This is a genomic window from Ensifer sp. Root127 (assembly GCF_001425225.1).
Classification (GTDB): Bacteria; Pseudomonadota; Alphaproteobacteria; order Rhizobiales; family Rhizobiaceae; genus Ensifer; species Ensifer canadensis.
On sequence record NZ_LMDX01000003.1, the window covers coordinates 51,320 to 76,967 of the forward strand.

Below are 25,648 nucleotides of genomic sequence, written 5' to 3' on the forward strand. Positions count from 1 at the left end.
GCAATTGCGAGCGGCTATTCGACCACGCGTGTCAGATAGGCGGCGGTGACGCTCGGGCCCGGAATGATTGCGACGATCTTCATCTGCGCGATCGTGCGGTTCATCGAGGCGTCGATATGGTTTTCCAGCATCGCGGCTGCGGCCGCGGTCGCGCCGCGCGTCATGAGTTCCACGATCAGCCGGATTTCGGCGATCACCGCGGGATCGCCGGGAAGGCCCAGTTGCCGCAGCAGCCGTTCGGTCGCGGTGACGGGAAGCAGGTTGTTGCGGATCAGTTCACGCAGCCGTTCGTTCGGCATCGCCAGCACGCAGCATTCGGTAAACTGGGTGCGGATGTCCTCGAGGCTCTGCCAGGTGTCTGCCGCTTGCGGGCCGTCGAGTTCCGACAGTCGAGCGAAGAGGGCTGCAAGTCGGTTGCGATCGATATGGCCGGCGCCGAGCGCAAGCGCCTGCGGTTCGAGCAGACGGCGCAGCATGAAATGGTCCTTGACGGTCTGTGCCGTCAGCGGGCCGGCAATCCAGTGCGAACTCTGGTTCTTGCGCACCAGCCCGCGCTCGCGCAGCCGCGTGAGCACATCGCGCACCACGGTACGGCTGACGCTGAAGTGGTTGGCGAGTTCGTTTTCGATGATGCGATACTGGCCGAAGATGACGCAGCCGGCGACGTCGTTCTCGATCTCGGTGTAGATGCGCTCCCAGGACGAGCGGCTTTGCAGCGCCTCGTCGGCGTGTTGCGGGATGGTGAGCCCGAGCGATTTGATGTCGGTGCGGTTGGGTTCGATCGCGCGGCCGGGTGGGCCGACGAGATAGCCGCGCCCCTTGAAGCGGTGGACGAGCCCGTCGCTTTCCAGTTGCAAGAGCGCACGCTGAACCGGCGCACGCGATATCTGCAGGATCTCGGCAATCGGCCCTTCGAGAAGAACGAGGCCGGGCGGCAGGATGCCTTCGGCGATGTTGCTACGCAGAACGTCCTCGGCAATTTCGTAGCGGCGCTGGGTATTCTGGCCGAGGCGTGGCTCGCTCATGCGGTCGGGCGTCTTCCGTTTGGCTGGCAATTTCGTCCTCTTTCTTTACGCCACTTGCCGGGGAATGTGACAGCTGAAAATAAATGCATTTTGCATACACGTTGGCAAATTAAATGTGCATTTGTTTGCGGCATCTGGTGTTGATGGGGTGGATGCCGGCTGCCGGTGAATGGATTTTCGGTGAGTCAGGCGCAATCCGGTAGCGCCCACACGGAAGGGTGGAATCGTTCTACCTTCGGGATTGCAGGGTGTTTAGGGCGGCTTGATGCGTATTCTAGCCTGGATGGCTGCCAGCGGAGCGAAGCCGTATTTCATTCCGGTCTAAATGACGAATAAAAGTCTATTGCATACAAAAATCATTCATGTCATTGTTCGTGACATGCAAGCGCTCAGAAGAAGCGTGCAGGTGGAACTTATTTTTTGAACCGCAAAGGACCTTCATCCCCGACGCGCATGTGACCATGCGCGAACGCGATCGCATGTCCGTTCGGATGCCTCGTCGGCTCCGGCGACGGCGAAGCTTTGGGTGGAGAACGTCCGGACGGCAAACTGGCAGGAAACCAATGTCGACGGTCCTTCAGCTCAAGAACATCACCAAAACCTACGGCGACATGCGCGCGCTCAACGGCATCGATCTTGCCTTGCCCGGCGACGCCTATATCTCGCTTCTGGGGCCGAGCGGCTCCGGCAAGACGACGCTCCTGAGGGTCATTGCTGGTTTTGAACATCCGGATGGCGGCGCCATCCTGTTTGACGGCAAGCGCATCGACACCGTGGCGCCGCACAAGCGCGGCATCGGCTTCGTCTTCCAGAACTTCGCGCTCTTCCCGCATCTCTCCGTCGCGCAGAACATCGCCTTCGGCCTGGAAAACAGGGAGGACGAGCCGGTCACCGACCGGCGCGTCGTCGAAGCCAGGGTGCGCGACATTATCAGCCTCGTCGGCCTTTCCGGTCTGGAAGGCAGGGCCGTCACCCAGATCTCCGGCGGCCAGCGCCAGCGCGTCGCCTTGGCGCGCACGCTGGTCACCGAGCCGCGCATGGTGCTTCTCGACGAGCCGCTCGGCGCGCTCGACGCCAATCTGCGCGCCAGGATGCGGGCGGAGTTGAGGGCTATCCGCGAGCGCTGCGGCGTCACCTTCCTGCATGTGACCGGCAGCGAGGCCGAGGCCTTGGCCATGGGCGACACGGTGCTGGTGCTGGAAAGCGGCCGCATCGCCCAGTCGGCGGATTCAGACACCGTCTACAACAGGCCCGCCTCTCCGGCGGTTGCCCGCTTTCTCAACTGCTACAATCTCTTTCCCGGGCGGATCGAAGGCGGCGCCTTCGTCGGCGGCGTCGGCCGGTTTGCGCTTGGGGCAGCGGCGCCGACGCGGGCGACGTCGCCGGCCTATGCGATCCGCTACGATCGTGTTTCGGTCCGGCCGCCCGAGGCAGCCATCACTGAGGACGAGATCCGCATTGAGGCCAATTTCGTCGCCAGCGAATATTCCGGCGCGGCGGTCAATTCCTTCTTCGCGCTCGATGACGGCCGGGTTTTCGAGGTCGAAAGCCATCTCAGCCATGCAGCGCCCGAGACCTATGCCGAAAAGGGCCGCTACGCGCTCGTGTGGAAGCGGGAGGACGCCCTTGTCTACGTCTGAAATCCTTTTGGAAAAACCCGGCGCCTGCGCGCCGCACCGTTCCTGCCCGGAGAATGAGAGATGAGCATGATGGCCGTTGCGGAGCAGACGGAAACAGAGACCGTCGCCGAGAAGAAACCACCGGGAAAAGCGCTTTGGCTGCTGGCACCCGGTGTCATCTGGATGACCCTGTTCCTCGTCCTGCCCATGCTGATGATGGTCTACGTCTCCTTCTGGACGCAGACGACCTTCACGATCGAACCGACGCTGACGCTGAAAAGCTGGATTACCTTCTTCACCAGCGACACCTATCTTGGGGCGCTGTGGACGACGGTGCGCATCTGGCTGATCGTCCTCGTTGCCACCGTGCTGGTCGGTTATCCCGCAGCCCTTTTCGTCGGGCTGTTCGTCAAGAACAAGGCGCTGCAGACGGTGCTTCTGGTGCTGTGCGTCATCCCCTTCTGGACCTCGTTCCTGATCCGCGTTCTCGCCTGGCGGCCGATGCTCGGCAAGGAGGGCGCGATCAACATGATCCTGATGAACCTCGGCATCACCGACGCGCCGATCGAGGTGCTGCTGTTTTCCGAACTGTCGGTGATCATCGGCATGACCCAGATCTACTGCGTCTTCATGGTCGGTCCGATCGCCTTCATGCTCGGCCGTATCGACACCTCGATCATCGAGGCCGCGCAGGATCTCGGTGCCGGCTTCTGGCGGATCTTCCGCACGATCATCCTGCCGCTGTCGATGCCGGGCGTGGTCGTCGGGGCGATCTTCGTCTCCGTCATGGTTCTCGGTGAATTCGCAACCTCGGCCGCCCTCTCCGGCCGCAAGGTCAACCTGCTCGGAAACATCATCGTCACCCAGGTCGGTTCGCTGAAATGGGCCTTCGCGGCGGTCGCCGGGGTCGTGCTTACCATTCTGATGGGCGCGGTCGTGGCCGCGCTGCTCAGGGTCGTCGATCTCAGGAAGGAGCTCTGATCATGAATGCCAGCGGCATGAAACTCAGCCTTGGCGCCTACACAGCGCTCTTCCTCGTCTTCCTCTATGGTCCACTCGTCGTGCTTGCCATCCTGTCCTTCCAGACGGGGCCGGAAGGCGGGCCGCAGTTTCCGATCATCGAATGGTCGACCTATTGGTACAAGCACCTCTTCGGCCTGACGCCGCCGTCGCGCATCGCACCGTTGCCGATCGAGCAGGCGCTGGTCCGCTCATTGGGGCTTGCGGTGATGACCATGATCGTCTCGACGGTGCTGGGTGTCTCGGCGGCCCAGGCCTTCCGCCGCAAGTTCCGCGGCTCGGGCGTGGTCTTCTACCTGATCGTTCTCGGCATGATGGTGCCGGGCGTGCTTGTCGGCCTCGGCATGGCGCTCGTCGCCAATACGCTCGGCGTCGACCGTCACTGGTGGAGCACGGCCTTCGTGCTGCACGTGGTCTACACCTTCCCCTTCGCATTCCTGGTGATGTTGGCAATCTTCAACCGGTTCGATCCGAGCATGGAGGAGGCGTCCTGGTCGCTCGGCGTCACGCCGGCGCGCACCTTCCGCAAGGTGACGTTCCCGCTGATCTTCCCCGGCGTGCTCTCCGCCATGCTCTTTGCCTTCACGCTCTCCTATGACGAGTTCTCGCGCACGCTCTTCGCTTCCGGCCGCGACTTGACGCTGCCGCTGGCAATTTACGGCACCTTCTCCGTCGAAGTGCATCCGAACGTCTTTGCCTTCGGCGTGTTGACGACGCTGTTCTCCTTCGCGCTGCTCGGCACCTATGCGGCGCTGATGATGCTTTCGGTGCGCCGCGCCAAGCGTATGGCGATCCAGGAGGAGGCGTGATGGCCAGCTCTGCTCTTGGTTCGGCAATCGTCACCGGTGCCGGTTCCGGCATCGGTCGCGCCATCGCGCTGCGGTTGGCGGCCGACGGTTATGCCGTCGTCGTCAATGATCTCTCGCCGGAGCGCTGCGAAGCGGTTGCGGACGAGATCGCTGCTGCCGGCGGAGTGGCGCTCGCGATATCAGGCGACGTATCAAGCGAAGCCGACGCCGCCGCGACGGCCGAGAAGGCAGCGCAATTCCACGGCCCCGTGGCGCTGCTCGTCAACAATGCCGGCATCGCCCATCAGGCGCTGTTCGAGAATCTCGAGGTCGCCGATTTCGACCGGATGTTTGCGGTGCATGTGCGCGGCACCTTCCTGATGACCAAGGCGGTGCTGCCGGCCATGCTTGCCCGCGGCGAGGGTGTGATCGTCAACATGGCCTCGCAGCTCGGCCAGATCGGTGGCGTCGAACTCGTGCATTACTCGTCGGCCAAGGCCGCGATCATCGGCATGACCAAGGCGCTGGCGCGCGAGGTTTCGAGACGCGGCGTGCGGGTGAATGCGGTCGCGCCCGGCCCCATCAATACGCCGCTGGTCATGGGGCTGTCCGAGGATTGGCGCGCGGCCAAGAAGGCGCAGCTGCCGCTCGGGCGTTTCGGCGAGCCGGACGAAATCGCCGCGACGGTCGCGTTTCTGGCCTCGCCGTCGGCGAGCCTGTTCGTCGGCCAGACGCTCGGACCGAACTCCGGCGACGTGATGCTCTGACAGGAAAGATGAAAATGCCAAATCCTCCCAAGACGTCCCGCATTGTCATCGTCACCGGTGCCGGCATCGGCATTGGCCAGGCGACCGCCAGAGCTTTTGCCGCCAAAGGCGACCATGTCGTCGTGACCGATATTCTCGAGCGTGAGGCATCGGCCACGGTCGACGCCATCCGGCATGCCGGCGGCTCCGCCGAGTTCGCCTACTACGACGTCCGCTCGACGTCGGCGACCGACGCGCTGGTCACTGATCTGGAAAAACGCCACGGTCGCATCGATGTCGTCGTCGCCAATGCCGGCATTGCCCATCGCACCCCGCTTGCCAGGCTGACCGACGACAAGTGGGATCTGACCTTCGACATCGACCTCAAGGGCATCTTCCGACTGGCGCGTGCCGTCGCACCCGGCATGCGCCAGCGCGGCGAGGGCAGCATCGTCGCGCTCTCCTCGATCATGGGCGTTGCCTATGGCTGGGACGAGCACGTGCATTACTCCGCCGCCAAGTCCGGCGTCGTCGGTCTAGTGCGTGGGCTTGCCGTTGAGCTTGCCGGCGACGGGGTTCGCGTCAACGGCGTTGCGCCTGGCTACATCCGCACAGCCCAGCTGCTTTCGGAGGAAAACTCGCTCGGGCCTGACGGCGCGGAAGCCGCTGCCGCCTTCATCCCGATGAAAAGGCTCGGAACGCCTGAGGATATCGCCGACGTGATCGCGTTCCTGGCATCCAACAGCGCGAGATACATGACCGGCCAGGTGCTGGTTGTGGATGGGGGCCTCCTGGTGGGGCGTTACTGAAACGCTGCGCGATGCGGCGAATGAACATGGGGCGCGTGGCAAACGGGCTCCGGGGAACAACAACAACTGGAGAAGAGACAATGCCAAATATGGAAATCAATCGCCGCTCCCTCCTCAAACGATCCGCCGGGATGATGGCGCTGGCGATGGGCGGCGGCACGCCGTTCCTGTCGTCGCGCGCTGCCTTTGCGCAGGCCGCCGACCTCGCAGGCCAGCAGCTGCGCACCATCGGCCTTTCGGTCACCGTTCAGGAGCGCATCCTCGAGCAGTTCAAGGCTGCTGCCGGCGTCGGCGGCACGTCCGGAACGGCAGCAACTTTCCCGGACGCTCAGACGAAGATCCTCTCCGGCTCCAAGGACTATGATTGCTGGGAGATCATCGCCGAGCGCCTGCCGTCGATCGTCATGACCAACAATGTCGAGCCCATCCCGGCCTCGGCGCTGAAGAATTGGGCCAACATCCGGGATACCTTCACGACCGCCAGTGACAAGTGGGACCGTAGCGCGCAGATCATCGGCCAGATCTGGACAGACGAAAGCCAGACGGCGCTGAACATGGTGCCCGCCGTCTATAACTACGATTCCATCGGCTACAATCCCGATGTGCTCTCGGCCGAGGAAGCCAACAGCTGGACCGCGATCTTCGATCCGAAGTGGAAGGGCAAGTCCGGCATCAACACCGACCCGCTGATCGCGATCGGCCAGGCGATGATGGCGATGAACTCGCTCGGCCTTTCCGACGTCAAGAACCCGGGCAATGCGACCGCAGCCGAAATCGACGAGGCTGCCGCCTTCCTGATTTCCAAGAAGAAGGAAGGCCAGTTCCGCGCGCTCTGGGGCGATTTCGGTGAACTCGTCAACCTCATGGCGTCGGGCGAAATGGTCGTCTGCGACGCCTGGCAGCCGGCGGTCATGGCGGTCAAGGCGCAGGGCAAGCCCTGCCGCTACGCCGTGCCGAAGGAAGGCTATCGCGGTTGGGCGATTGGTCCGGCGATGATTGCTGGCACTGCCAACAAGGAGGCGGTCATTGCCTATGCCGACTATTGGCTTTCGGGCGAGCCGGGCATCACCGTCTCCGAGCAGGGCTACTACTCGCCGTCGACCAACATCAAGAACGTCATGGCGCCGGAGAAATATGCCTTCTGGTACGAGGGCAAACCCTGGGTCGGCGCCGAGGAGCGCGGCATCAAGGAAGGCGACCTGCGCGACGGCGGCTCGCTCGAAGAACGCGCCAAGAACGTCGCCTACTGGCACCAGTGGCCGGACGAATACGACCACCTGATCCAGAAGTGGGACGAATTCCTCAACGCCTGATGAAGGACGGCCGGGGCGCAAACCCGCCCCGGCCTTTCCCCCAACGCATCCGCTATTAGAACCGGAGAACGACCGTGATCTTCGACCTCGAACTCAACAATGTCGGCAAGGTCTACGACAACGGCACCCCCGCCGTGATCGATTTCAACCTGTCGGTTTCCAAGGGCGAGTTCATCGCGTTCCTCGGCCCGTCCGGCTGCGGAAAGACGACGACGCTGCGCATGATCGCCGGCTTCGAGCAGATCTCTTCCGGCGAGATGCTGATCAAGGGCAAGCGTATGAACGACATCCGGCCGGAACACCGGCCGACGTCGATGATCTTTCAGAGCTACGCGCTCTTTCCGCACATGACCGTGCGCCGCAATGTCGGCTACGGGCTCGACGTCAAGGGCATGGCCAAAGCCGAACGCGACGCCAAGGTCGATCGTATCCTGGCAACGCTTGGGCTCGAGGACATCGCCGAGAAGAAGCCGGACCGGCTCTCCGGCGGCCAGCGCCAGCGCATCGCGCTTGCCCGCGGTCTTGTCGTTGAACCGGATATTCTGCTTCTCGACGAGCCGCTGGGCGCGCTCGACGCCAATCTGCGCAAGGCGATCCAGAACGAACTGAAGCTGCTGCAGAAAACGCTCGGCGTCACCTTCGTCTTCGTCACCCATGCGCAGTCCGAGGCGCTCGCGCTTTCCGACCGTATCGTGGTGATGAACCAGGGCAGGGTCGAGCAGATCAGCCCGCCACACCAGCTCTACACCCGGCCAAACACCGCCTTCGTTGCCCAGTTCATCGGCAACAACACGATCTTCCAGGGCGAAGTCGAAGGCGCATCGGACGACCGGACGCTGGTTTCGACGCCGCTCGGGCAGCTTTCCGGCCGGCCGAACGGGGCCCTTTCCAAGCGGTCACGGGTCAATGTCGTCATCCCGGCCGAAGCGATCGAGGTGCATCCGGCGGCCCTGGTTTCGCGTGACCAGATTGCCCATGCGGTCGGCGGCAACGTCGTCAGCGCCAGTGTGCGCCGCTTCGACGTGGTCGGCCATGTATCCCACCTGACGGCGGGACTTGCGGACGGACGCACCGTTTCGCTCGAAGCCCATGTCGACAAGTACCAGCCCGACGCCTTCCCCGTAGGCGCGGACATTCTTTTGAGCTGGCAGCCGGGCGAAGCCACGGTCATCCCAGCCTGATCACGCGAGCGGGATGAGGAACAATGTGTGCGGTTTTCCGCCCGCATCCCGCTCTGACTTACGAGAAGAGAAAACACGAAGGAGACATACCATGGCCAAGGAAATCCTCTGCAGCTTCGGCGTCGACGTCGACGCGGTCGCCGGCTGGCTCGGGTCCTACGGGGGCGAGGATTCGCCCGACGATATCTCGCGCGGCCTTTTTGCCGGCGAGGTCGGCAGCCCGCGACTGTTGAAACTGTTCGAACGCTTCGGCATCAAGACCACCTGGTTCATTCCCGGCCACTCGATCGAGACATTCCCGGAACAGATGCAGGCTGTGGCGGACGCCGGCCACGAAATCGGCATTCACGGCTACACCCATGAAAACCCGATCGCCATGACGCGCGAGCAGGAGACCGAAGTCCTCGACAAGAGCATCGATCTCGTCACCAAGCTCTCGGGCAAGCGCCCGACCGGCTATGTCGCGCCATGGTGGGAGTTCTCCAACGTCACCAACGAGCTGCTGCTGGAACGCGGGATCAAGTACGATCACTCGCTGATGCATGACGACTTCACGCCCTATTATGTCCGCGTCGGCGACAAGTGGACGAAGATCGACTACTCCAAGAAGCCGTCCGAATGGATGGTGCCGCTGCAGCGCGGCAAGGAGACCGATCTCATCGAAATTCCGGCCTCCTGGTATCTCGATGACCTGCCGCCGATGATGTTCATGAAGAAGGCCCCGAACAGCCACGGCTTCGTCAATCCGCGCGACATCGAGCAGATGTGGCGTGATCAGTTCGACTGGGTCTATCGCGAGATGGACTATGCGGTTTTTCCGATTACGATCCATCCTGATGTTGCCGGGCGGCCGCAGGTGCTGATGATGCTGGAGCGGCTCTATGCCCACATGATCAAGCATCCGGGCGTGAAGTTCGTGACCATGAACGAGATCGCCGACGATTTCGCCAAGCGCTTCCCGCGCAAGAAGTGAGCGACTGACGGGGGCGGTCCGAGCGCCGTCCCCGCTTTTTACACCGATTGGATCAAACGATGTGCTCTCTCTGCGGCGTCCTTGGAGGCAACGAACACTGGGCCGATGCGGTGGCGCGGCCAGGCGTCTATACCCGCAATGTCGAGCGCATCGATCGAAGGCGCGAGCGCGCCAACCGGGTGCGCATCGCCAATGCAATGCTGGCGCGCTTCGGTCTGACCATCTCCGATTGGCAGGGCGCGTCCTTCGTGTTGTCCACACGGACGGGCAAGACTGAGATCATCGAGGATCTCGGTCATCTCTGGCCGGCCGCCGAACGGCTTTGCGGCCGTCCCTGCGATCCGCTCGATGTGGCCCTGGTTACTGCTGCTGAGGCCGCGATCGATGACTGAGCCGCAGATCCCGCTGCTGACCCCGATCAACCTGCTCACGGGCTTCCTCGGCTCCGGCAAGACGACTCTGCTTGCGCGACTGCTCGCCGATCCGGCTCTTTCGGATGCAGCGGTCCTCATCAACGAATTCGGAGAGGTCGGGCTCGACCATCATCTTGTCGAGCGCATCGACGATACCATGGTGCTCTTACAATCGGGCTGTCTCTGCTGCACGGTGCGCGGCGAGCTTGCCGATGCCATCAAGGATCTGCATTCGAAGCGGGAGCGCGGGCTGGTTCCGCCTTTCCGCCGCATCGTCGTCGAAAGCACCGGGCTTGCCGATCCGTTCCCGGTGCTGTCGACGATCAAATCCGACCCGGTGCTGCGCCACCATTTCCGCCCGGGCAACGTCATCACCACCGTCGATGCCGTCAACGGGCTCGGCCAACTCGGCACCTATGTCGAATCCAACCGGCAGGCTGCTGTTGCAGACCGGCTGGTCGTCACCAAGGCCGATCTGGCGCTGCCGGCCGATGTCGCCCGTCTTGTCGAGAAATTGCGCAACATCAATCCGGACGCGCCGCTGCTGATGGCGACCGATCTGTCCTTCGCCGTTGCCGAGCTTGTCGACGAGAACCTCGGCCTGCGCGCCGCCGCGCTGCAATCGACCAGCGGTTTCTATTGCGAGGCGCCGGTTCAATTGGCAACGGCGGAAGGCTCCGTGCACCAGTCCGCGGTGACCTCCTTCGTCATGACCGTGGAGCGCGCCATCGACTGGACGGCTTTCGGCCTCTGGCTGACAATGCTGCTCAACCGTCACGGCGAGAAGGTGCTGCGGGTGAAGGGCATTCTCAACATCGCAGGCGAGGAGCGCCCTGTCGCCATTCATGGCGTTCAGCATTTGGTCCACACGCCTGTTCATATGGAGCGCTGGCCGGACGAAGATCGCCGCTCGCGCATCGTGTTTATTGTTGACGGTCTGGATGTCGAACTGCTGAAACGGTCGTTCGAGGCTTTTGCCCTCGACCGGTCCTCCGTCGAGGATGCGGCCGTCCCGAAACGCAGTCTTCAGGAACGTCAGTCGTCTTCATGAACAAGCACCTGCCTGACCAAGCGACGATGGCGACGCCATCCCTCCATCTCTCCGGTCGCCCACGCCTGCGCGTGCTTGGCACGGCGATTTCTCTGCTCGAGGAGTTGCGGGTTCGCGCCGAGGCCGATCTCGGCATCGAGGTCGTATTCGACAACAACGACTTCCTGACCACTCAGCACAAGGCGGCGCAGGAGCCGGATAGTTACGACATCTACGACCAGTGTTTCCATAATCTGGATATCGTCTGGTACTGGCGGGCGATCCAGCCGATCGAGATTGGCCGCATCGCGCTCTGGGACCAGATCAACGATCTGACGAAGACCGGCCATATCGGCCCGAATGCCAGGCTGGGGCAGGGGGATGCGCCGGTAAAGAAGCTGTTCGTGCAGCCCAATCTCGAACTGGGCGACACGCCGTCGAGCACGATCTCGATGCTGCCGACGACGCATAATTTCGACAGCTTCGCCTACAGGACCGACGTTGCCCCCAATACGGTTTCGATGAACAGCTGGGCGGCGCTGCTCGACGAGCGCTGGGCCGGACGCGCAGCCCTCGTCGACGAGCCGGCGATCGGTATCTTCGATGCAGCCCTTGCCGCGCAGGCATCCGGCCTGATGTCGTTCGACAATATCGGCGCCATGACTGTTGACGAGATCGACCGGCTGATCGGTCTGCTTGAGGAGCGCAAGAAGAACGGCTATTTCCGCGCCTTCTGGCGGACGGCCGAGGATGCAGCGCGGCTGATGGTGCGCGGCGAGACCGATATCCAGAGCATGTGGTCGACGGGCATCAGCATCCTCAACGGCCAGGGCGTTCCGGTGGAACAGGCGGTGCCGGCTGAGGGATATCGTGCCTGGCATGGCGGCCTGTGTCTCGCACGCCATCTGTCGGGCCGCATGCGCGACGTCGCCTATGAGTATCTCAACTGGTGGATATCCGGCTGGCCGGGCTCGGTCGTGGCGCGGCAAGGCTACTACATCTCGACGCCGGAGCGTTCGAGGCAATTCATGTCGGTGGCCGAATGGGACTACTGGTACGGCGGCCTGCCGGCGGCATGCGACCTGCCGGGCCCGGACGGCACCATACGCATTCGGGCAGGATCGGTCAGGAGCGGCGGCTCCTACTGGCAGCGCGCCAACTGCATCGCGGTCTGGAATACCACCATGGACGAGCACAATTATCTGGTTCGCCGCTGGATGCAGCTGGTCGAACGATAGAGGGAAACGGGATGACGCAGGACTTCAGTGGACGGTCGATCGCGCAGCTGTCAGTGCTGCTGCAGTCCGGTGCGCTCGATCCGCGTGAGCTGACACGCTGGACGCTTGAGCGGATCCGCAGTCACGACGACCAAGCGATCTTCACCACGATTCTGCCGGAGCGGGCGATGCGGGAGGCGGAGGCCTCCGCCCGGCGCATCGCCGCCGGCCGTTCATTTGGGTTGCTCGACGGAATTCCCGTTGCGTGGAAAGACCTGTTTGCCATCAAAGGCGTGGCGACGACGGCGGGATCGGTGGTGCTGAAGGACGCGCCGGCGGCACAAGAGGACGCGGCGATGGTGACCGCGCTCGGCCATGCCGGCATGGTCAGCGTTGGTCGCGTCAACATGAGCGAATTTGCCTTCTCCGGGCTCGGCATCAACCCGCATTACGGCACGCCGCGCAATCCGCGGGCGCGCGATGTCGACCGCCTGCCGGGCGGTTCGTCCTCCGGCTCCGGTGCCGCCGTAGCCGCCGACCTCGTGCCGGTTTCGATCGGCACGGATACGGGCGGATCCATCCGCATTCCGGCCGCCTTCAACGGTATCGTCGGCTACAAGGCGACGCGCGGCCGCTATTCCATGCGTGGCGTCTTTCCGCTCGCCAAGAGCCTCGATTCGCTCGGTCCCCTCTGCCGGACGGTGCAGGACGCCGTCTGGGTCGATGCGGCGATGCGAGGTCTGCCCGCGCCGGAAATCCGGCGGGGCAGTCTCGATGGCCTGTCGCTCGTGGTGCCGACAACGGTGGTTTTCGACGGTGCCGAAGACGGTGTCGTTTCCGCTTTCGAAGCCGGACTCGGGCGGCTGGAGCGCGCCGGCGCCCGTGTGCGCCGCCAGCCGTTTCCGGCATTCGAGCGCATTTTCGAGACCATGGCGCGGCACGGACCGCTGGTCACGGCCGAGGCCTTCGCGCTCCATCGCGACCGGCTCGAAGGGTCGCAGGCGGCATCGATGGACCAGCGCGTCGTGGCACGGGCCCGGCTCGGGCAAAACATAAGCCTCTCCGATTATGTCGAGACGCTAAACACGCGGGAGGCGCTGATCGCCGAGATCGCCGCCCATATTGGGTCGAACGAGCTTGTCGCTTATCCCACCGTTGCCCATGTGGCGCCACCCACGGCGCCGCTTCTCAATGACGACGCCCTGTTCGTCGAAACCAACGCCCGGACCCTGCGCAACACCTCGATCGGCAATTTCCTTGACTGGTGCGGCGTCTCTCTACCGTGCGGCATTGGCGCCGCCGGTATGCCGGTCGGCCTGCTGCTTTCCGCCCAGCCGCATCACGATGCGCATCTGTTGTCGATGGCGCTTGCGGCCGAGGCAATCGTTCGTGCCGATTGAGGGGCAGGTCGCTCGGAAACTACGCCTACCGACAAGAGCGAGCGCACTTTGCGACTAGCCGGGGCGGGAAAGAGATAGTCTACTGCTTGACGACCTTCCGGAAACGCCGGTCGCAAAGGCCCTGAAGAGGCCGCGACATTCAAGGCAGCCGGTCAGGAAGAATAGGCCGCGATCGGCCGTCGCCTTGGCAACACGGGAACAGCTGAAGCAGACGGACGGCGGACTGGATGGGAGCTTCGCATGGACGTGAGTTATTCCACGGCAGGCACGGTTGCGTTCGAGCGCAAGCGCTATTGGGACGAGGCGGTATCGAGCACCTACTTCCCGCTCGATCTGCGCTTCCAGAACTCGGCGGAGTTTTCCGGCGAGTTGAACGTCTGGGATCTCGGCGCGGTATCGCTGTCGCGGCTTGAATCCGACGGGCTGCTCTATCGCCGACAGAAACGGCACCTGCTGCATGAGCGCGAAGAAAGCTATCTGATCACCGTGCCGGAGACGGCGGAGATCAGCTTCGAGCAGGCCGGTAAGGCAGTGCGCTGCAAGCCGGGGGCCTTCCTCGTCGAGCGCAGCCATCTGCCGTACGAATTCAGCTATACGGCCAAGAACACGCTCTGGGTGCTGAAGGTGCCGATTGCCACGCTGCGTCCGCGTGTCGGCCTTCCCGAACGTATCGCGTCGCTCAGCTTCGATTCCACCCGTGGCACCGGCGCATTGTTCGTCGACATGATCCGGCTTGTTGCGCCGCGGCTTGTCGAGATGGATGCGCCCGCCCGCGACATGACCGGCAAGCACCTGGTCGATATCCTCGCGATGTCGCTGATCTCCGACGAACGCATGCTGACGTCGGACGCAGGCTCGGTTCAGGTCGGCCACCTGCATCGCGTCGAGAGCTACATTCGCGCCAATCTCGCCCGGGCCGATCTCGGTCCGCAGGTGATCGCCGATGCCTGCGGCATCTCGGTGCGCTACCTGCACCAACTGATGAAGAGGCAGGGCACGTCCGTGTGCCATTGGATCCGGGTCCAGCGGCTTCTGCGCTGCGACGAGATGCTGCGCGATCCCACCTGCCGCAAGCTGGTTTCGGAAATCGCCTATGCACTCGGCTTCAGCGACCACGCGCAGTTGAGCCGCCACTTCAAGGCGCATTTCGGCTACAGCCCGAGCGAAGCGCGCGAGCGCTCCCATCTGACGAGCCCGAGCAGCCCCGGCTGAGCCGGACGGCGACAAACCCCAGACAGACGTGAGGCGGTCGCACGCCCGACCGGGCGAAGGGCGAAGCCTTGCCCGATTTTCAACGGATGCCCGCTTTTAAACGGATGAAAGACAGGAGACGGATTTTGCAGAACCTTCGAGTTGCGGTCGATGTCGGTGGCACCTTTACCGACATCTGCATCATGGACGAGACCACGGGCCGGATCCGGGTCGAAAAGACGTCGTCCTCCGCCGATCCGATCGACGGGATCATGTCTGGCGTCGAAAAAGCCGGCATCGACCTGTCGAAGGTGGCGCTGTTTTCGCATGGCACCACCGTTGCCACCAACGCCCTGATCACGCGGCGCCTGCCGCGCACGGCGATGGTTTGCACGAGAGGTTTCCGCGACGTCATCGAGATCCGCCGCGCCAACAAGGAAGACCTCTGGGATACCTACAAGGACGTAGTGCCGCCCTATGTGCCGCGGCGCGACCGGTTGGTGGTGACGGAGCGTGTCGACGCGCAGGGCGGGATCGTCGCCACGCTCGACGAAGACGAGGCCCGGGAGGTCGCACGCATTCTCAAGCGCCGCAATGTCGCGGCCGTCGCCGTCTGCTTCATGAACGCCTTCATGAACGGCGCCAACGAGCGCCGCATGAAGGAAATCTTGATGGAGGTGATGCCCGGCGTGCCGGTGTCGACCTCGTCGGAAGTCCTGCCCGAGATCTTCGAGCATGAGCGGTTCTCCACGACCGTCGCCAATGCGGCCTTAAGCCCCGTTGTCGTCGACTATACATCGCGGCTCGGCAAGCGGCTGCAGCAGGAAGGCTATGAACGCGATCTTCTGCTTTTGCACACAGGCGGTGGGGTAATGACCCCGAAGAGCGTCGAGGACTTTGCCGCACGGCTTGCCGGTTCCGGCATTGCTGCCGGTGCTATCGCCAGCAAATACATCGCCGAGCTCTGCGGCTTCCGCAATTCGATCGGGCTCGACATGGGCGGCACCTCGACCGACGTGTCGCTCGCCTATGACGGCCAGTCGCGCATCACCAAGGACTGGTTCATCGAATTCGGCTATCCGATCCGCTTCTCCTCGATCGAGGTTCTGACGATCGGTGCCGGCGGCGGGTCGCTTGCCTGGACTGACGAGGCCGGATCGCTGCGCAACGGTCCGCAATCGGCCGGCGCCAATCCAGGCCCTGCCTGTTATGCCAAGGGCAACCGGCAGCCGACCAACACCGATGCCAATGTCGTGCTCGGTCGCCTCGGTACCAGCCTTGCCGGCGGCAAGATCACGCTTGACGCGAACCTTGCCCTCGAGGCCGTCCGCGAAGGGGTCGCCGAGCCGTTCGGGCTAGAGCCGCATGCGGCCGCCGATGCGATCATCCGTGTTGCCAATGCCAATATGTCGGACGCGGTGCGGCTGATCTCGATCAGCCGTGGCTACGATCCACGCGATTTTGCGCTCGTCGCCTTCGGCGGTGCCGGAGCCCTGCATGGCGCGGCGATCGCTCGCGAACTTTCGATCCCCGCGGTCATCGTTCCGCCGAACCCCGGCGTCACTTCGGCGCTCGGCTGCCTGCTCGTCGACATGCAGCACGATTTTTCCGAAAGCTACCTGAAGGCGGCCGCCGACGCCAACGCAACGGCGATCGAAGAGGCCTTCCTCCGCCTCGAACAGGAAGCATCGGAGCGGCTCGCCCATGAAGGTGTCGCGGCTAAGGACGTGGTGCTCCAGCGCAGCATCGACATGATGTATCTCGGGCAGTGGCGTTCGCTCTCCGTCACCGCACCAGCGCCGGTCACCGACATCGCGCCGCTGGTCGAAGCCTTCCACCGTGAGCATCAGCGCGAATACAATTTCCGTCGCGACGAAACGCCGGTCAGCCTGTTCCGCATCAACTTGAAGGCCGTCGGCATGGTGCCGAAGGCGTCGCTGGCACGCCACGAGCCGACGGGAGTGATCCCCGAGCCGAAGACGCGGCGGAGCGTATGGTTTGAAGCCGAGGCCGCGCTCAATACGCCCGTCTACGATCGCGAAACCTTGCCCGCAGGGTTCGTCTTCAAGGGCCCTGCCATCGTCGAGCAACTCGATTCGACCGTCGTCGTCCCGCCGGGAACGACCGCGGAAGTGGACACCTATCTCAACATCATCATCCGCATCGAAGGTGAAGCGAATGTCTGAACAGCAAAACCTTGACCCGGTGACCTTCGAGGTCCTGAAGAACTCCTTCATCACCAGCGTCGATCAGATGGCCGAGCAGATCCTGAGAACCTGCTATTCCTTTGTCATCTACAACCGCGACTTCTCCAGTGCCCTTCACGATGCCGAAGGCAATTCGGCAGCTCAAGGTAACCAGGATATTGCGGTCCATGTCGGCACCCTGCATTTCACCTGCAAGGACGTCATCCGCGCCTTCGATGGCGACATGCATCCCGGCGACGTCTACGCCATCAACGATCCCTATGCCGGCGGCACGCATTTCAACGACGTCCGGCTGATCCGGCCGATCTTCGTCGACGGCAGGATCATCGCCTTCAGCCAGTCGAACGGACACTGGTCGGATCTCGGCGGCAGCGTCCCAGGCTCCTTTGATGTCGCCGCCAAGGAGATGTTCAGGGAGGGGATGCGCATCACCCCGATCCGCCTGTTCGACAAGGGGCGGTTCTGCAAGGATGTCGCCCACCTCATCGCTTCCAACACCCGCGACCCCGCCTCGATCATCGGCGACATCCATGCCCAGGCGCAGGCGACCCAGGTCTGCGAGCGCGAGATCCTGCGGCTGGTCGGCAAATACGGCGAGGGCACGGTGAAACAGGGGCTCGGCGCCGTGCAGGACTATGTCGAGCGCGCCATGCGCCAGCGGATCGCCGCACTGCCGGACGGCGAATGGGAAACGCAGGACTTCATCGACCGTGATCCGGCGGGCAACGAGGGCATGATCCCGATCAAGGTCAAGCTGACGATTAGGGGTGACCGGGCGATCTACGACTTCACCGGCAGCCACCCGACCATCGGCTCGATCTACAATTCCGCCTTCGGCGCGACCTTCTCGGCGGTCGCCGCGGGGATGAAGACCTTCTTCCCCGACCTGCCGCTCAACAGCGGCTTCTACCGGGTGTTCGAAATCATCGCGCCCGAAGGCTCGATCGTCGATGCGAAGTGGCCGGTGGCCGTCACCGGCTTCCTCATGCCCTTCGAGAAGATCATGAACGCGATCTACGAGATCTGGTCGAAGATCATCCCGGAGCGCGCCATCGCCTGTGCCTTCAACCTCGAATACCTGCTGACCGGCGGGCGTGATGCACGCGCCGCGGAAAAGCCGATCTTCATGTTCTACGACTGGCTTCCCGGCGGTTGGGGCGGGCGCAACGGCATGGACGGCTGCAATGTGACGACGGCCTGCTTCGGAACCGGCCTGATGGCCCAGCCGGTCGAGGGACAGGAACGGGCAAATCCGATCCTGACCACCGAGTTCGAGGTGCTGACGGATTCTGCCGGCCCCGGAAAGTGGCGCGGCGGTGCCGGTGTGCTCAAGACTTCCCGCATGCTCGAAGCCGAAAATACCGTCATTTCCTATATCTGCGACCGCGAGCGCGCCATCGTTTGGGGCATCGAGGGCGGGCTGCCGTCGATGCCGCACGGGCTAACGCTGACCCGTGAAAAGACCGGCAAGACGGAATGGCTCGGCGCTACTTTCTCCGATGTGGCAATCGAGGCGGGGGACGTCTTCTCGCGCCCGACCGCGGGCGGCGGCGGCTTCGGCGATCCGCTCGAGCGCGATCCGCAACGGGTGCTGGCCGATGTCATCGACGACTACGTCTCGGTCGAGCGGGCGGCGAAGGATTATGGCGTCGTCATCGATCCCGTCGATCCGGAAATCTGCGCCTACGAGATCGATGCCACCGCGACGGCCGAACTGCGGCGACAGATCCGGGCAGACCGGTTGGGTTGGCTGGGCGCAGATCCGGCCGAGGTCTCGGCAAAGTTCAAGGCGGGGGAAATCAATGCGCTCGACGCGGTGCGCCGCTATGCCGTGATCCTCGACTGGGATACGGGCGATCTGCTACCCGTCTCCACCGAACAGTTTCGCAACATGTATCGCAAACGCTCAGTGGCTGCCTGGCAGTAGCAACGCAAATGCTTGGTGGGTGGGCGGTTCGCCTACCCGAATACGGGGGGATGTCATGGCGGGTGTTACGATCGTTGCGGCCGCTGAGGCCGATAGGTCCGCATGGAACGAGCTTCATGCGGGATTTGCCGCCTTCTACGGGGTTGATCAGACCGACGAGATGCGGGATCGGGTGTGGAGCTGGATCCGCGACGGCCAGCTCGAATGCCGGCTGGCGCTCGATGGCTCGGGTCGCCCGATCGGGTTGACCCATTTTCGCGAATATATCCGGCCGCTGATGGCGGCGCGCGGGGGTTTTCTCGACGATCTCTTCGTTGCGCCCGAGGCGCGCGGCAGCGGCGCAGCACCGGCGCTGATCCGCGCCGTTGCCGAAATCGGGCGAGAGCGCGGCTGGTCCGTCATCCGCTGGATCACGCGCGACAACAACTACCGGGCTCGCGGCCTTTATGATCAGCTGGCCACCAGAACGGATTGGCTGACCTATGATATCGCCTTGTAACCACGCACCAGAGTGATCATGCATCAAAACGGGAGACGCCGATGACCGCACAGCCTAATTCCACCGAAGCGCGGGACATGGCCTACCATCTCCATTCCTACACCAATCCGCGCAAGCTGGAGCGGGAAGGGCCGCTGATCATCGACCGCGGCGAGGGCATCCACGTCTTCGACAACAGCGGCAAGCGCTATATCGAGGGCATGGCCGGGCTTTGGAGCGTGGCCGTCGGCTTCGGCGAGAAACGGCTGGTCGAAGCCGCGCGCAGCCAGATGGCGAGGCTACCCTACTATCATACCTTCTCGCAGAAATCGCACGGGCCGGTGGCGGATCTGGCGGAGAAGCTGGTCGGCATGGCGCCGGTGCCGATGTCCAAGGTTTACTTCGCCAACTCCGGATCCGAGGCGAACGATACAGCGATCAAGCTGGTCTGGTATCGCTCCAACGCGCTAGGCAAACCGGAAAAGAAAAAGATCATCTCGCGCATCAAGGGTTACCACGGCGTGACGGCGCTGAGCGCCAGCCTGACGGGCCTCCCCAACAACCATCGATCGTTCGATCTGCCGTTTCCCAACATCCTGCACACGACCTGCCCGCATTATCGCACCGGTGCGGAGCCGGGGCAGGATGAGCTTGCCTTTTCGCGCTGCTGTGCAGAAGAGCTGGAGGCGCTCATCCTCGAGGAGGGGCCGGAGACGATGGCCGCCTTCATCGGCGAGCCGGTTATGGGGGCCGGCGGCGTCATCGTTCCGCCGGAGGGCTATTGGGTGGCCATCCAGGACGTGCTGCGGAAATACGATATCCTGCTGATTGCCGACGAGGTGATCTGCGGTTTCGGGCGCACCGGCAACATGTTCGGATCCGAGACCTTCGGCATGCGGCCGGATATCATGACGCTCTCCAAGCAGCTGTCATCGTCCTATCAGCCGATCGCGGCTCTCATGATCAACGACAACGTCTACGAGCCGATCGCCAATGAGGCAGATCGGATCGGTGCGCTCGGGCATGGATTTACCGCCAGCGGCCATCCGGTCGCCGCTGCAGTCTCGCTCGAAAACCTGGCGATCATCGAGGAGAAGGACCTGGTCGGCAATGTCCGCCGTCTTGCGCCGCATTTCCTCGGTCGGCTCAATGCGCTCGAACGGCATCCGCTGGCTGTCGAAGCGCGCGGCGTCGGCCTCATCGGTGCGCTCGAACTCGAGGCGGCGGATGGGGCGGCCGCAGGCGCGACGGGCGCGCGGGTTGGTGCGATCCTGCAGAGGAACGGCCTGATCTGCCGCAACATCGGCGATTCCATCGCCTTCTGCCCGCCGATGATCATCACCGCCGCCGAGATCGACGAGATGTTCGATATCGTCGAGGCGAGCCTTGAGCAACTCGGTAGGCAGGCGGCGGCATAAGCATCCCGGCATCGGGCCCGCATCATAGTGCGGGCTCACGGTACGCCGGGCTGCGGGCGTCTTCACGACGACGAAATCAGGAACGCCAGAGGCCGCCATGACGTGGCGACCATACCTGTGAGCCATCGCCCTTCGATCAGAACCGATATCCGACGAACAGCGACCCGGTCGGCTGCAGCTCGCGCTCGACAGTCCCGTTTGCCGTACCCCCAAGTCGCTGCAATCGCAGAGATCTTGATGGCTGCGATGCCTTCATTGAGCCGGCTTCCAGCCATTGGCATCCGCGCCGCCGGCGATCGAAGCCTCAGCAATGATGCCTGTCCTCGACCGCTTCTTCATCCTTAGTCGTAGCGAAAAGACGCAGATTGACACGCGTTCAATCCTGGACATATCATTAAGTCAAATTACTTGACTTATTAAATGCGTCATCGAAACCTGGAGGGGAGTTCGTCATGCCGGCAGTCGAGGAAATGCGGTCCAGACCAATTGTAACGGGGACCGGAAACATCATCAGCAGAGTTTCGGCAAGGGTGTTCGGCGGGGTCATGGCCGCGTCATTCGCCATGCTTGCAGCGGGCCAGGCGCAGGCCGAGTCCGTTCTGACCATGCATATCGAAGAGCAGACGAGCTGGGTGCAGAACTTCAACCCGTTCGACCTGGGCGGGCGGCGCCAAAGCACCATGGACTTCGTCTATGAGCCGCTCGTGATCTTCAACGACTATGACAGCGGCAAGCCGGTCTGGCGGCTGGCAACCGGCTACAAGTTTGCCGACGATCTGAAGTCGATCACCTATACGCTGCGCGATGGCGTCAAGTGGTCGGATGGCAAGCCGCTGACATCGGCCGACATGAAATTCACCCTCGAACTGATGCTCAAGAACCCGGCGGTCGACATCGTCGGCGTCGGCGAGAGTGTCGCTTCGGTCGAGGCGGTGTCGCCCACGGAGGTTAAGATCAACCTCAAGGGCGTCGATACACATTTCCCGGAATCGCTCGCCGACTTTCCTGTCGTGCCCGAGCATATCTGGAAGGATGTTGCCGATCCGCTCGCCTTCAAGAACGAGAAGCCTGTCGGTTCCGGCCCGATGACCGAGATCCGCCGCTTCACGCCGCAGGTCTACGAGCAATGCCGCAATCCCAACTACTGGGACGCAGCGACCCTGAAGGTCGATTGCCTGAAACTGCCGCAGATTGCCGGCAATGACCAGATGCTGGCGCTTCTGCCCGAGGGGGGCCTTGACTGGTTCGGCTCGTTCCTGCCGCAGATCGACAAGACCTATGTCGGCCTCGACCCGGAGCACAATGCCTATTGGCAGCCACCGGCCGAAACGGTTTCCTTCCAGATGAACCTCAAGTCGGCCAATGCCGGCAACGCCGAAGCCTTCAACGACATGACCTTCCGCCGCGCCTTCAGCCTGGCGATGGATCGCGTTTCCATGGTCGACATTGCCGGCTTCGGCTATCCCGTCGTCAATGCGCATGCGAGCGGCCTGCCGCCTCGCTTTGATAGCTGGCGCAACAAGGCGGCCGAGGGCGCCCAGGACGAATGGCTCGCCTACGACATCGACAGGGCCAACAAGCTGCTCGACGATGCCGGCTACAAGAAGGACGGCGAAGGGTTCCGCACGACGCCGAGCGGCAAACCCATCACCTTCCCGATCATCGTCCCCAACGGCTGGACCGACTGGATCGATGCGGTCCAGATCGCCACCGAAGGCCTGCGCAAGATCGGGATCAATGCTTCGGTGGCCACGCCCGAATACGAGCAATGGCAGAAGCAGATCCTCGACGGCTCATTCGAGGCCGTGATGAATTCGCGCGCCGACGGGCCGACCCCCTTCCGCGGCTATTTCCAATCGCTGTCGACCGCCTTCGGCGGACGGATCACCAGCGCGCCTTCGCGCTACTCCAATCCGGAACTCGACAAGGTGTTTGACGCATATCGCCGGGCGACGACGGACGAGGACCGCAAGAAGCTGTTCGACCAGGTGCAGCTGATCGTTGCCGACAATCTGCCCGTCGTTCCCGTCTTCAACGGTCCGACCTGGTACCAGTTCTCGACCAAGCGCTTCACCGGATGGGTCTCGAAGGAAGAGCCCGCGATGAACCCCGAGGATCACGACAACAACCGCATGCGGTTGATGCATCTGTTGCGGCTGAAGCCGGCCGAATAGGCTCAGGGAAGGGCTGACTGATGCGACTTCCTCGCCGACGGCTTGCCGTCTACTGCGTCGCGTTCCTGTTTGCGATCGTGATGAACTTTGCGGTTCCCCGGTTGATGCCGGGTAGCCCCGTCGACAGCATGATCGCCCAGCTCGGACCGCGGGCAACGCCCGCGGCGATCGAGGCGATCAAGGCGCGGTTCGGCGCCATCGAACAGCCGATGTGGCAACAGTTCGTCGACTACATAGTCGGGCTGGCGCATTTCGATCTCGGCGTATCGGTGAAGTACTACCCGCAAACGGTGCTCGAGGTTCTCGGGCGGTCGGCCGGCTGGACGGCGTTCCTGGTGGTAACCGCAATCGTCTTTTCGCTGTCGATCGGGGTCTCGCTTGGAGCCTTGGCAGCCTGGCGTCGCGGCGGCCGGTTCGACAGCTTCGTCTCGCCGTTCTCGGTGGTGATGATCGCTGTGCCGCCCGTGATCATCGCGCTGGCGACGCTGTTCATCTTCGGCGTCACCCTTCGCCTGCTGCCGGTCGGCTATGCCTACGATCCGAGCCTCGATCCGGGGTTCAATTTCACTTACTTCGGCAGTGTCTTTCTGCATGCGATCATGCCGGTGCTGACGCTCTCTCCCTACCTGATCGGCGAGTTCCAGACGACCATGCGCTCCAGCATGATCTCCGTGCTCGGCGAGGATTATGTCACCATGGGTCGCGCCAAGGGGCTGTCCGAATCCGCTGTCATGTTCGGCTATGCCGCCCGCAATGCCATGCTGCCGGTGCTGACCAACCTCGCGCTGATGCTCGGCGCCGTGTTCGGCGGATCGATCGTGACCGAAATCGTCTTCAATTATCCCGGCCTCGGCCTCACGCTCTATACCGCCAGCGTCGCGCGCGACTATCCCGTCATCCAGGGGCAGCTGCTGTTGATGACGATGGCCACGCTCGGGGCAAACCTGCTTGTCGACATTCTCTACGGCGTCGTCGACCCGCGTATCCGGGAGGGGCGCGCATGACCTCGGGTCTTACATTGTTATGGCGGCAGAAGAAGGCCGTTGCCGGTCTCGCCATCATCGTCGCGCTTTGCCTGATGGCGCTTCTGGCGCCGCTGATCGCCCCCGGCGATCCCGGCGAACGGGTCGGGCGCTCGCATCAGCCGCCAACGGTCGAGCATGTCTTCGGCACCACCAAGATGGGGCGCGACGTCTATTCCCAATTCGTCTGGGGTGCACGTCCGTCGCTCGCCGTCGGTTTTGCGACCGGCCTTGCGATCACAGCACTCGGCACGATCGTCGGGCTGGTGGCCGGCTATTTCGGCGGGCGCACCGATGCCACGCTCGATCTCGCGACCAACGCCGTGCTGGTCATTCCCAACATACCGCTGCTGATCCTGCTCGCGTCCTTCGCCGGCACGGTCGGGCCGCTGGCGATCATGGCGATCATCGCGCTCACCTCCTGGCCTTGGGGCGCCCGCATGACCCGCTCGCAGACTTTGGCGCTGCGCAACCGCGAATTCGTCGTTGCCGCCCGCATGGTCGGCGAGCCGCACTGGCGGGTGATCTTTGTCGAGATCCTGCCCAACCTCGTGCCGTTGATCGGCATCAACGTCGTCGGCAGCATCATCTACGCCATCGTCGCCCAGACGACGCTCGAATATCTCGGCTTCGGCGATCCGCTGCGCGTCACCTGGGGCACGATGCTCTACAACGCCCAGAACTCGTCGGCGATCATCATCGGCGCCTGGTGGGATATCGGTGCGCCGGCGGCCGGGATCGCGCTGGTCGGGCTCGGCCTCGCGCTTCTCAATTTCACTTTCGACGAGATTGCCAATCCGCAGCTTCGTTCCGGCCCTGCGCTCAGCCGTTGGCTGCGGCTCAACAGGCGGCGTAACCGCGCGCCGGAGGTGGGACGATGAGCGAGCCGCTGCTGCAGGTCCGCAATCTCGATGTCGATTACCTGCTCGACGACGGCGCCTTTCGTGCGGTCAGGAACGTTTCCTTCGACATCAACCGCGGTGAGCTGTTCGGACTTGCCGGTGAGTCCGGTTGCGGCAAGAGCACGATTGCCTACGCGATCACCCGCCTGTCGAAACCGCCGGCCTGGGTGGCCGGCGGCGAAATCCTGCTCGAGGGCCGCAACCTGCTGCAGATGCCGGAGACGGCCTTGCAGGACGTACGCTGGCGGCGCATCGGCATGGTGTTCCAAAGCGCGATGAACTCGCTCAACCCGCTGATGCGGGTCGAGGCGCAGTTCCATGACGTGCTGCACCGGCACACCGGCGCGACCCGGGCACAATCACGGGCGCGGGCCGAGGAGATGTTTCGCCTGGTCGGCATCCCGGCCAGCCGGCTCGATGACTATCCGCACCAGTTCAGCGGCGGCATGCGACAGCGCATCGTCATTGCCATCTGCCTTGCGCTCCGGCCCCAGTTGATCATCATGGACGAGCCGACGACGGCGCTCGATGTGGTGGTGCAGCGCGAAATCCTGGAGCAGGTCGTTGATCTTCAGAGCACCCATGGCTTCTCTGTCCTGTTCATCACCCACGACCTGCATCTGATGGCGCAGCTCTGCCATCGCATCGGTGTGATGCTGAAAGGCGAACTGGTCGAGGTCGGCGACGTCCGTCAGATCAGCCGTGCGCCGGCTCACGACTATACCCGCAAGCTCTGGGGCGCCATTCCGCAGCTGCCTGCTTCCGTCAAGAGAGTGGGGGCCGTAGAATGAACGT

At 63.3% G+C, this 25,648-nt stretch carries 22 protein-coding genes; 21 read left to right on the forward strand and 1 reads right to left on the reverse strand.

Annotation, left to right across the window (positions count from 1 at the left end; translation table 11 throughout):
* Positions 1–14: 14 nt before the first annotated feature.
* A complete protein-coding gene (locus ASD03_RS07995) occupies positions 15–1,025 on the reverse strand; it encodes a GntR family transcriptional regulator (RefSeq protein WP_057212678.1) in 1,011 nt (336 codons plus the stop codon).
* A gap of 563 nt (positions 1,026–1,588) precedes the next feature.
* Between ASD03_RS07995 and ASD03_RS08000 the strand changes: the two genes are divergently transcribed.
* From ASD03_RS08000 to ASD03_RS08100, 21 genes are all read left to right on the forward strand, one after another.
* Positions 1,589–2,665 carry an ABC transporter ATP-binding protein gene (locus tag ASD03_RS08000; RefSeq protein WP_025429656.1) on the forward strand — a complete coding sequence of 359 codons (1,077 nt, stop codon included), beginning with the start codon at positions 1,589–1,591 and terminating at the stop codon, positions 2,663–2,665.
* A gap of 60 nt (positions 2,666–2,725) precedes the next feature.
* Positions 2,726–3,625, forward strand: coding sequence for an ABC transporter permease (locus ASD03_RS08005; protein ID WP_025429657.1), 900 nt, complete (start codon positions 2,726–2,728; stop codon positions 3,623–3,625).
* A gap of 2 nt (positions 3,626–3,627) precedes the next feature.
* Positions 3,628–4,473: an ABC transporter permease gene (locus tag ASD03_RS08010; protein WP_025429658.1), complete on the forward strand. Its 846-nt coding sequence runs from the start codon at positions 3,628–3,630 to the stop codon at positions 4,471–4,473.
* Positions 4,473–5,219 (forward strand): glucose 1-dehydrogenase, encoded by a 747-nt coding sequence (locus ASD03_RS08015; protein WP_057205853.1) that lies wholly within the window; start codon positions 4,473–4,475, stop codon positions 5,217–5,219. The genes ASD03_RS08010 and ASD03_RS08015 overlap by 1 nt, the downstream gene beginning before the upstream one ends.
* 14 nt (positions 5,220–5,233) lie before the next feature.
* Positions 5,234–6,007, forward strand: a complete 774-nt coding sequence (locus ASD03_RS08020) for an SDR family NAD(P)-dependent oxidoreductase (RefSeq protein WP_057205855.1) — start codon at positions 5,234–5,236, stop codon at positions 6,005–6,007.
* An 80-nt stretch (positions 6,008–6,087) separates the two neighbouring features.
* Positions 6,088–7,320 (forward strand): extracellular solute-binding protein, encoded by a 1,233-nt coding sequence (locus tag ASD03_RS08025; protein ID WP_057205857.1) that lies wholly within the window; start codon positions 6,088–6,090, stop codon positions 7,318–7,320.
* A gap of 74 nt (positions 7,321–7,394) precedes the next feature.
* Complete coding sequence (locus ASD03_RS08030) at positions 7,395–8,501, forward strand: ABC transporter ATP-binding protein (RefSeq protein WP_057205859.1); 1,107 nt, start codon at positions 7,395–7,397, stop codon at positions 8,499–8,501.
* Positions 8,502–8,592: 91 nt separating this feature from the next.
* Positions 8,593–9,474, forward strand: coding sequence for a polysaccharide deacetylase (locus tag ASD03_RS08035; protein WP_057212680.1), 882 nt, complete (start codon positions 8,593–8,595; stop codon positions 9,472–9,474).
* Positions 9,475–9,533: 59 nt separating this feature from the next.
* Positions 9,534–9,866 (forward strand): hypothetical protein, encoded by a 333-nt coding sequence (locus ASD03_RS08040; protein ID WP_025429664.1) that lies wholly within the window; start codon positions 9,534–9,536, stop codon positions 9,864–9,866.
* Positions 9,859–10,938, forward strand: a complete 1,080-nt coding sequence (locus tag ASD03_RS08045; RefSeq protein WP_057205863.1) for a GTP-binding protein — start codon at positions 9,859–9,861, stop codon at positions 10,936–10,938. The genes ASD03_RS08040 and ASD03_RS08045 overlap by 8 nt, the downstream gene beginning before the upstream one ends.
* Positions 10,935–12,155 (forward strand): extracellular solute-binding protein, encoded by a 1,221-nt coding sequence (locus tag ASD03_RS08050; RefSeq protein WP_057212682.1) that lies wholly within the window; start codon positions 10,935–10,937, stop codon positions 12,153–12,155. The genes ASD03_RS08045 and ASD03_RS08050 overlap by 4 nt, the downstream gene beginning before the upstream one ends.
* Positions 12,156–12,166: 11 nt before the next feature.
* Positions 12,167–13,534, forward strand: a complete 1,368-nt coding sequence (locus ASD03_RS08055) for an amidase (protein WP_057212684.1) — start codon at positions 12,167–12,169, stop codon at positions 13,532–13,534.
* A gap of 240 nt (positions 13,535–13,774) precedes the next feature.
* A complete protein-coding gene (locus ASD03_RS08060; RefSeq protein ID WP_057205869.1) occupies positions 13,775–14,746 on the forward strand; it encodes a helix-turn-helix domain-containing protein in 972 nt (323 codons plus the stop codon).
* A gap of 125 nt (positions 14,747–14,871) precedes the next feature.
* Positions 14,872–16,911 (forward strand): hydantoinase/oxoprolinase family protein, encoded by a 2,040-nt coding sequence (locus ASD03_RS08065; protein WP_057212686.1) that lies wholly within the window; start codon positions 14,872–14,874, stop codon positions 16,909–16,911.
* Positions 16,904–18,859: a hydantoinase B/oxoprolinase family protein gene (locus tag ASD03_RS08070; RefSeq protein WP_057205873.1), complete on the forward strand. Its 1,956-nt coding sequence runs from the start codon at positions 16,904–16,906 to the stop codon at positions 18,857–18,859. The genes ASD03_RS08065 and ASD03_RS08070 overlap by 8 nt, the downstream gene beginning before the upstream one ends.
* 55 nt (positions 18,860–18,914) lie before the next feature.
* The gene (locus tag ASD03_RS08075; protein WP_057212688.1) at positions 18,915–19,358 is read left to right on the forward strand and encodes a GNAT family N-acetyltransferase; all 444 of its coding nucleotides are present in this window, start codon (positions 18,915–18,917) and stop codon (positions 19,356–19,358) included.
* A gap of 41 nt (positions 19,359–19,399) precedes the next feature.
* Positions 19,400–20,755, forward strand: coding sequence for an aspartate aminotransferase family protein (locus ASD03_RS08080; RefSeq protein WP_057212690.1), 1,356 nt, complete (start codon positions 19,400–19,402; stop codon positions 20,753–20,755).
* 545 nt (positions 20,756–21,300) lie between these two features.
* Positions 21,301–22,929: an ABC transporter substrate-binding protein gene (locus tag ASD03_RS08085; RefSeq protein ID WP_244494183.1), complete on the forward strand. Its 1,629-nt coding sequence runs from the start codon at positions 21,301–21,303 to the stop codon at positions 22,927–22,929.
* Positions 22,930–22,949: 20 nt separating this feature from the next.
* A complete protein-coding gene (locus ASD03_RS08090) occupies positions 22,950–23,933 on the forward strand; it encodes an ABC transporter permease (RefSeq protein WP_025429674.1) in 984 nt (327 codons plus the stop codon).
* Positions 23,930–24,832 carry an ABC transporter permease gene (locus tag ASD03_RS08095; RefSeq protein WP_057212692.1) on the forward strand — a complete coding sequence of 301 codons (903 nt, stop codon included), beginning with the start codon at positions 23,930–23,932 and terminating at the stop codon, positions 24,830–24,832. Before ASD03_RS08090 ends, ASD03_RS08095 begins: the two co-directional genes overlap by 4 nt.
* Positions 24,829–25,644 carry an ABC transporter ATP-binding protein gene (locus ASD03_RS08100; RefSeq protein ID WP_025429676.1) on the forward strand — a complete coding sequence of 272 codons (816 nt, stop codon included), beginning with the start codon at positions 24,829–24,831 and terminating at the stop codon, positions 25,642–25,644. The genes ASD03_RS08095 and ASD03_RS08100 overlap by 4 nt, the downstream gene beginning before the upstream one ends.
* Positions 25,645–25,648 lie beyond the last annotated feature (4 nt).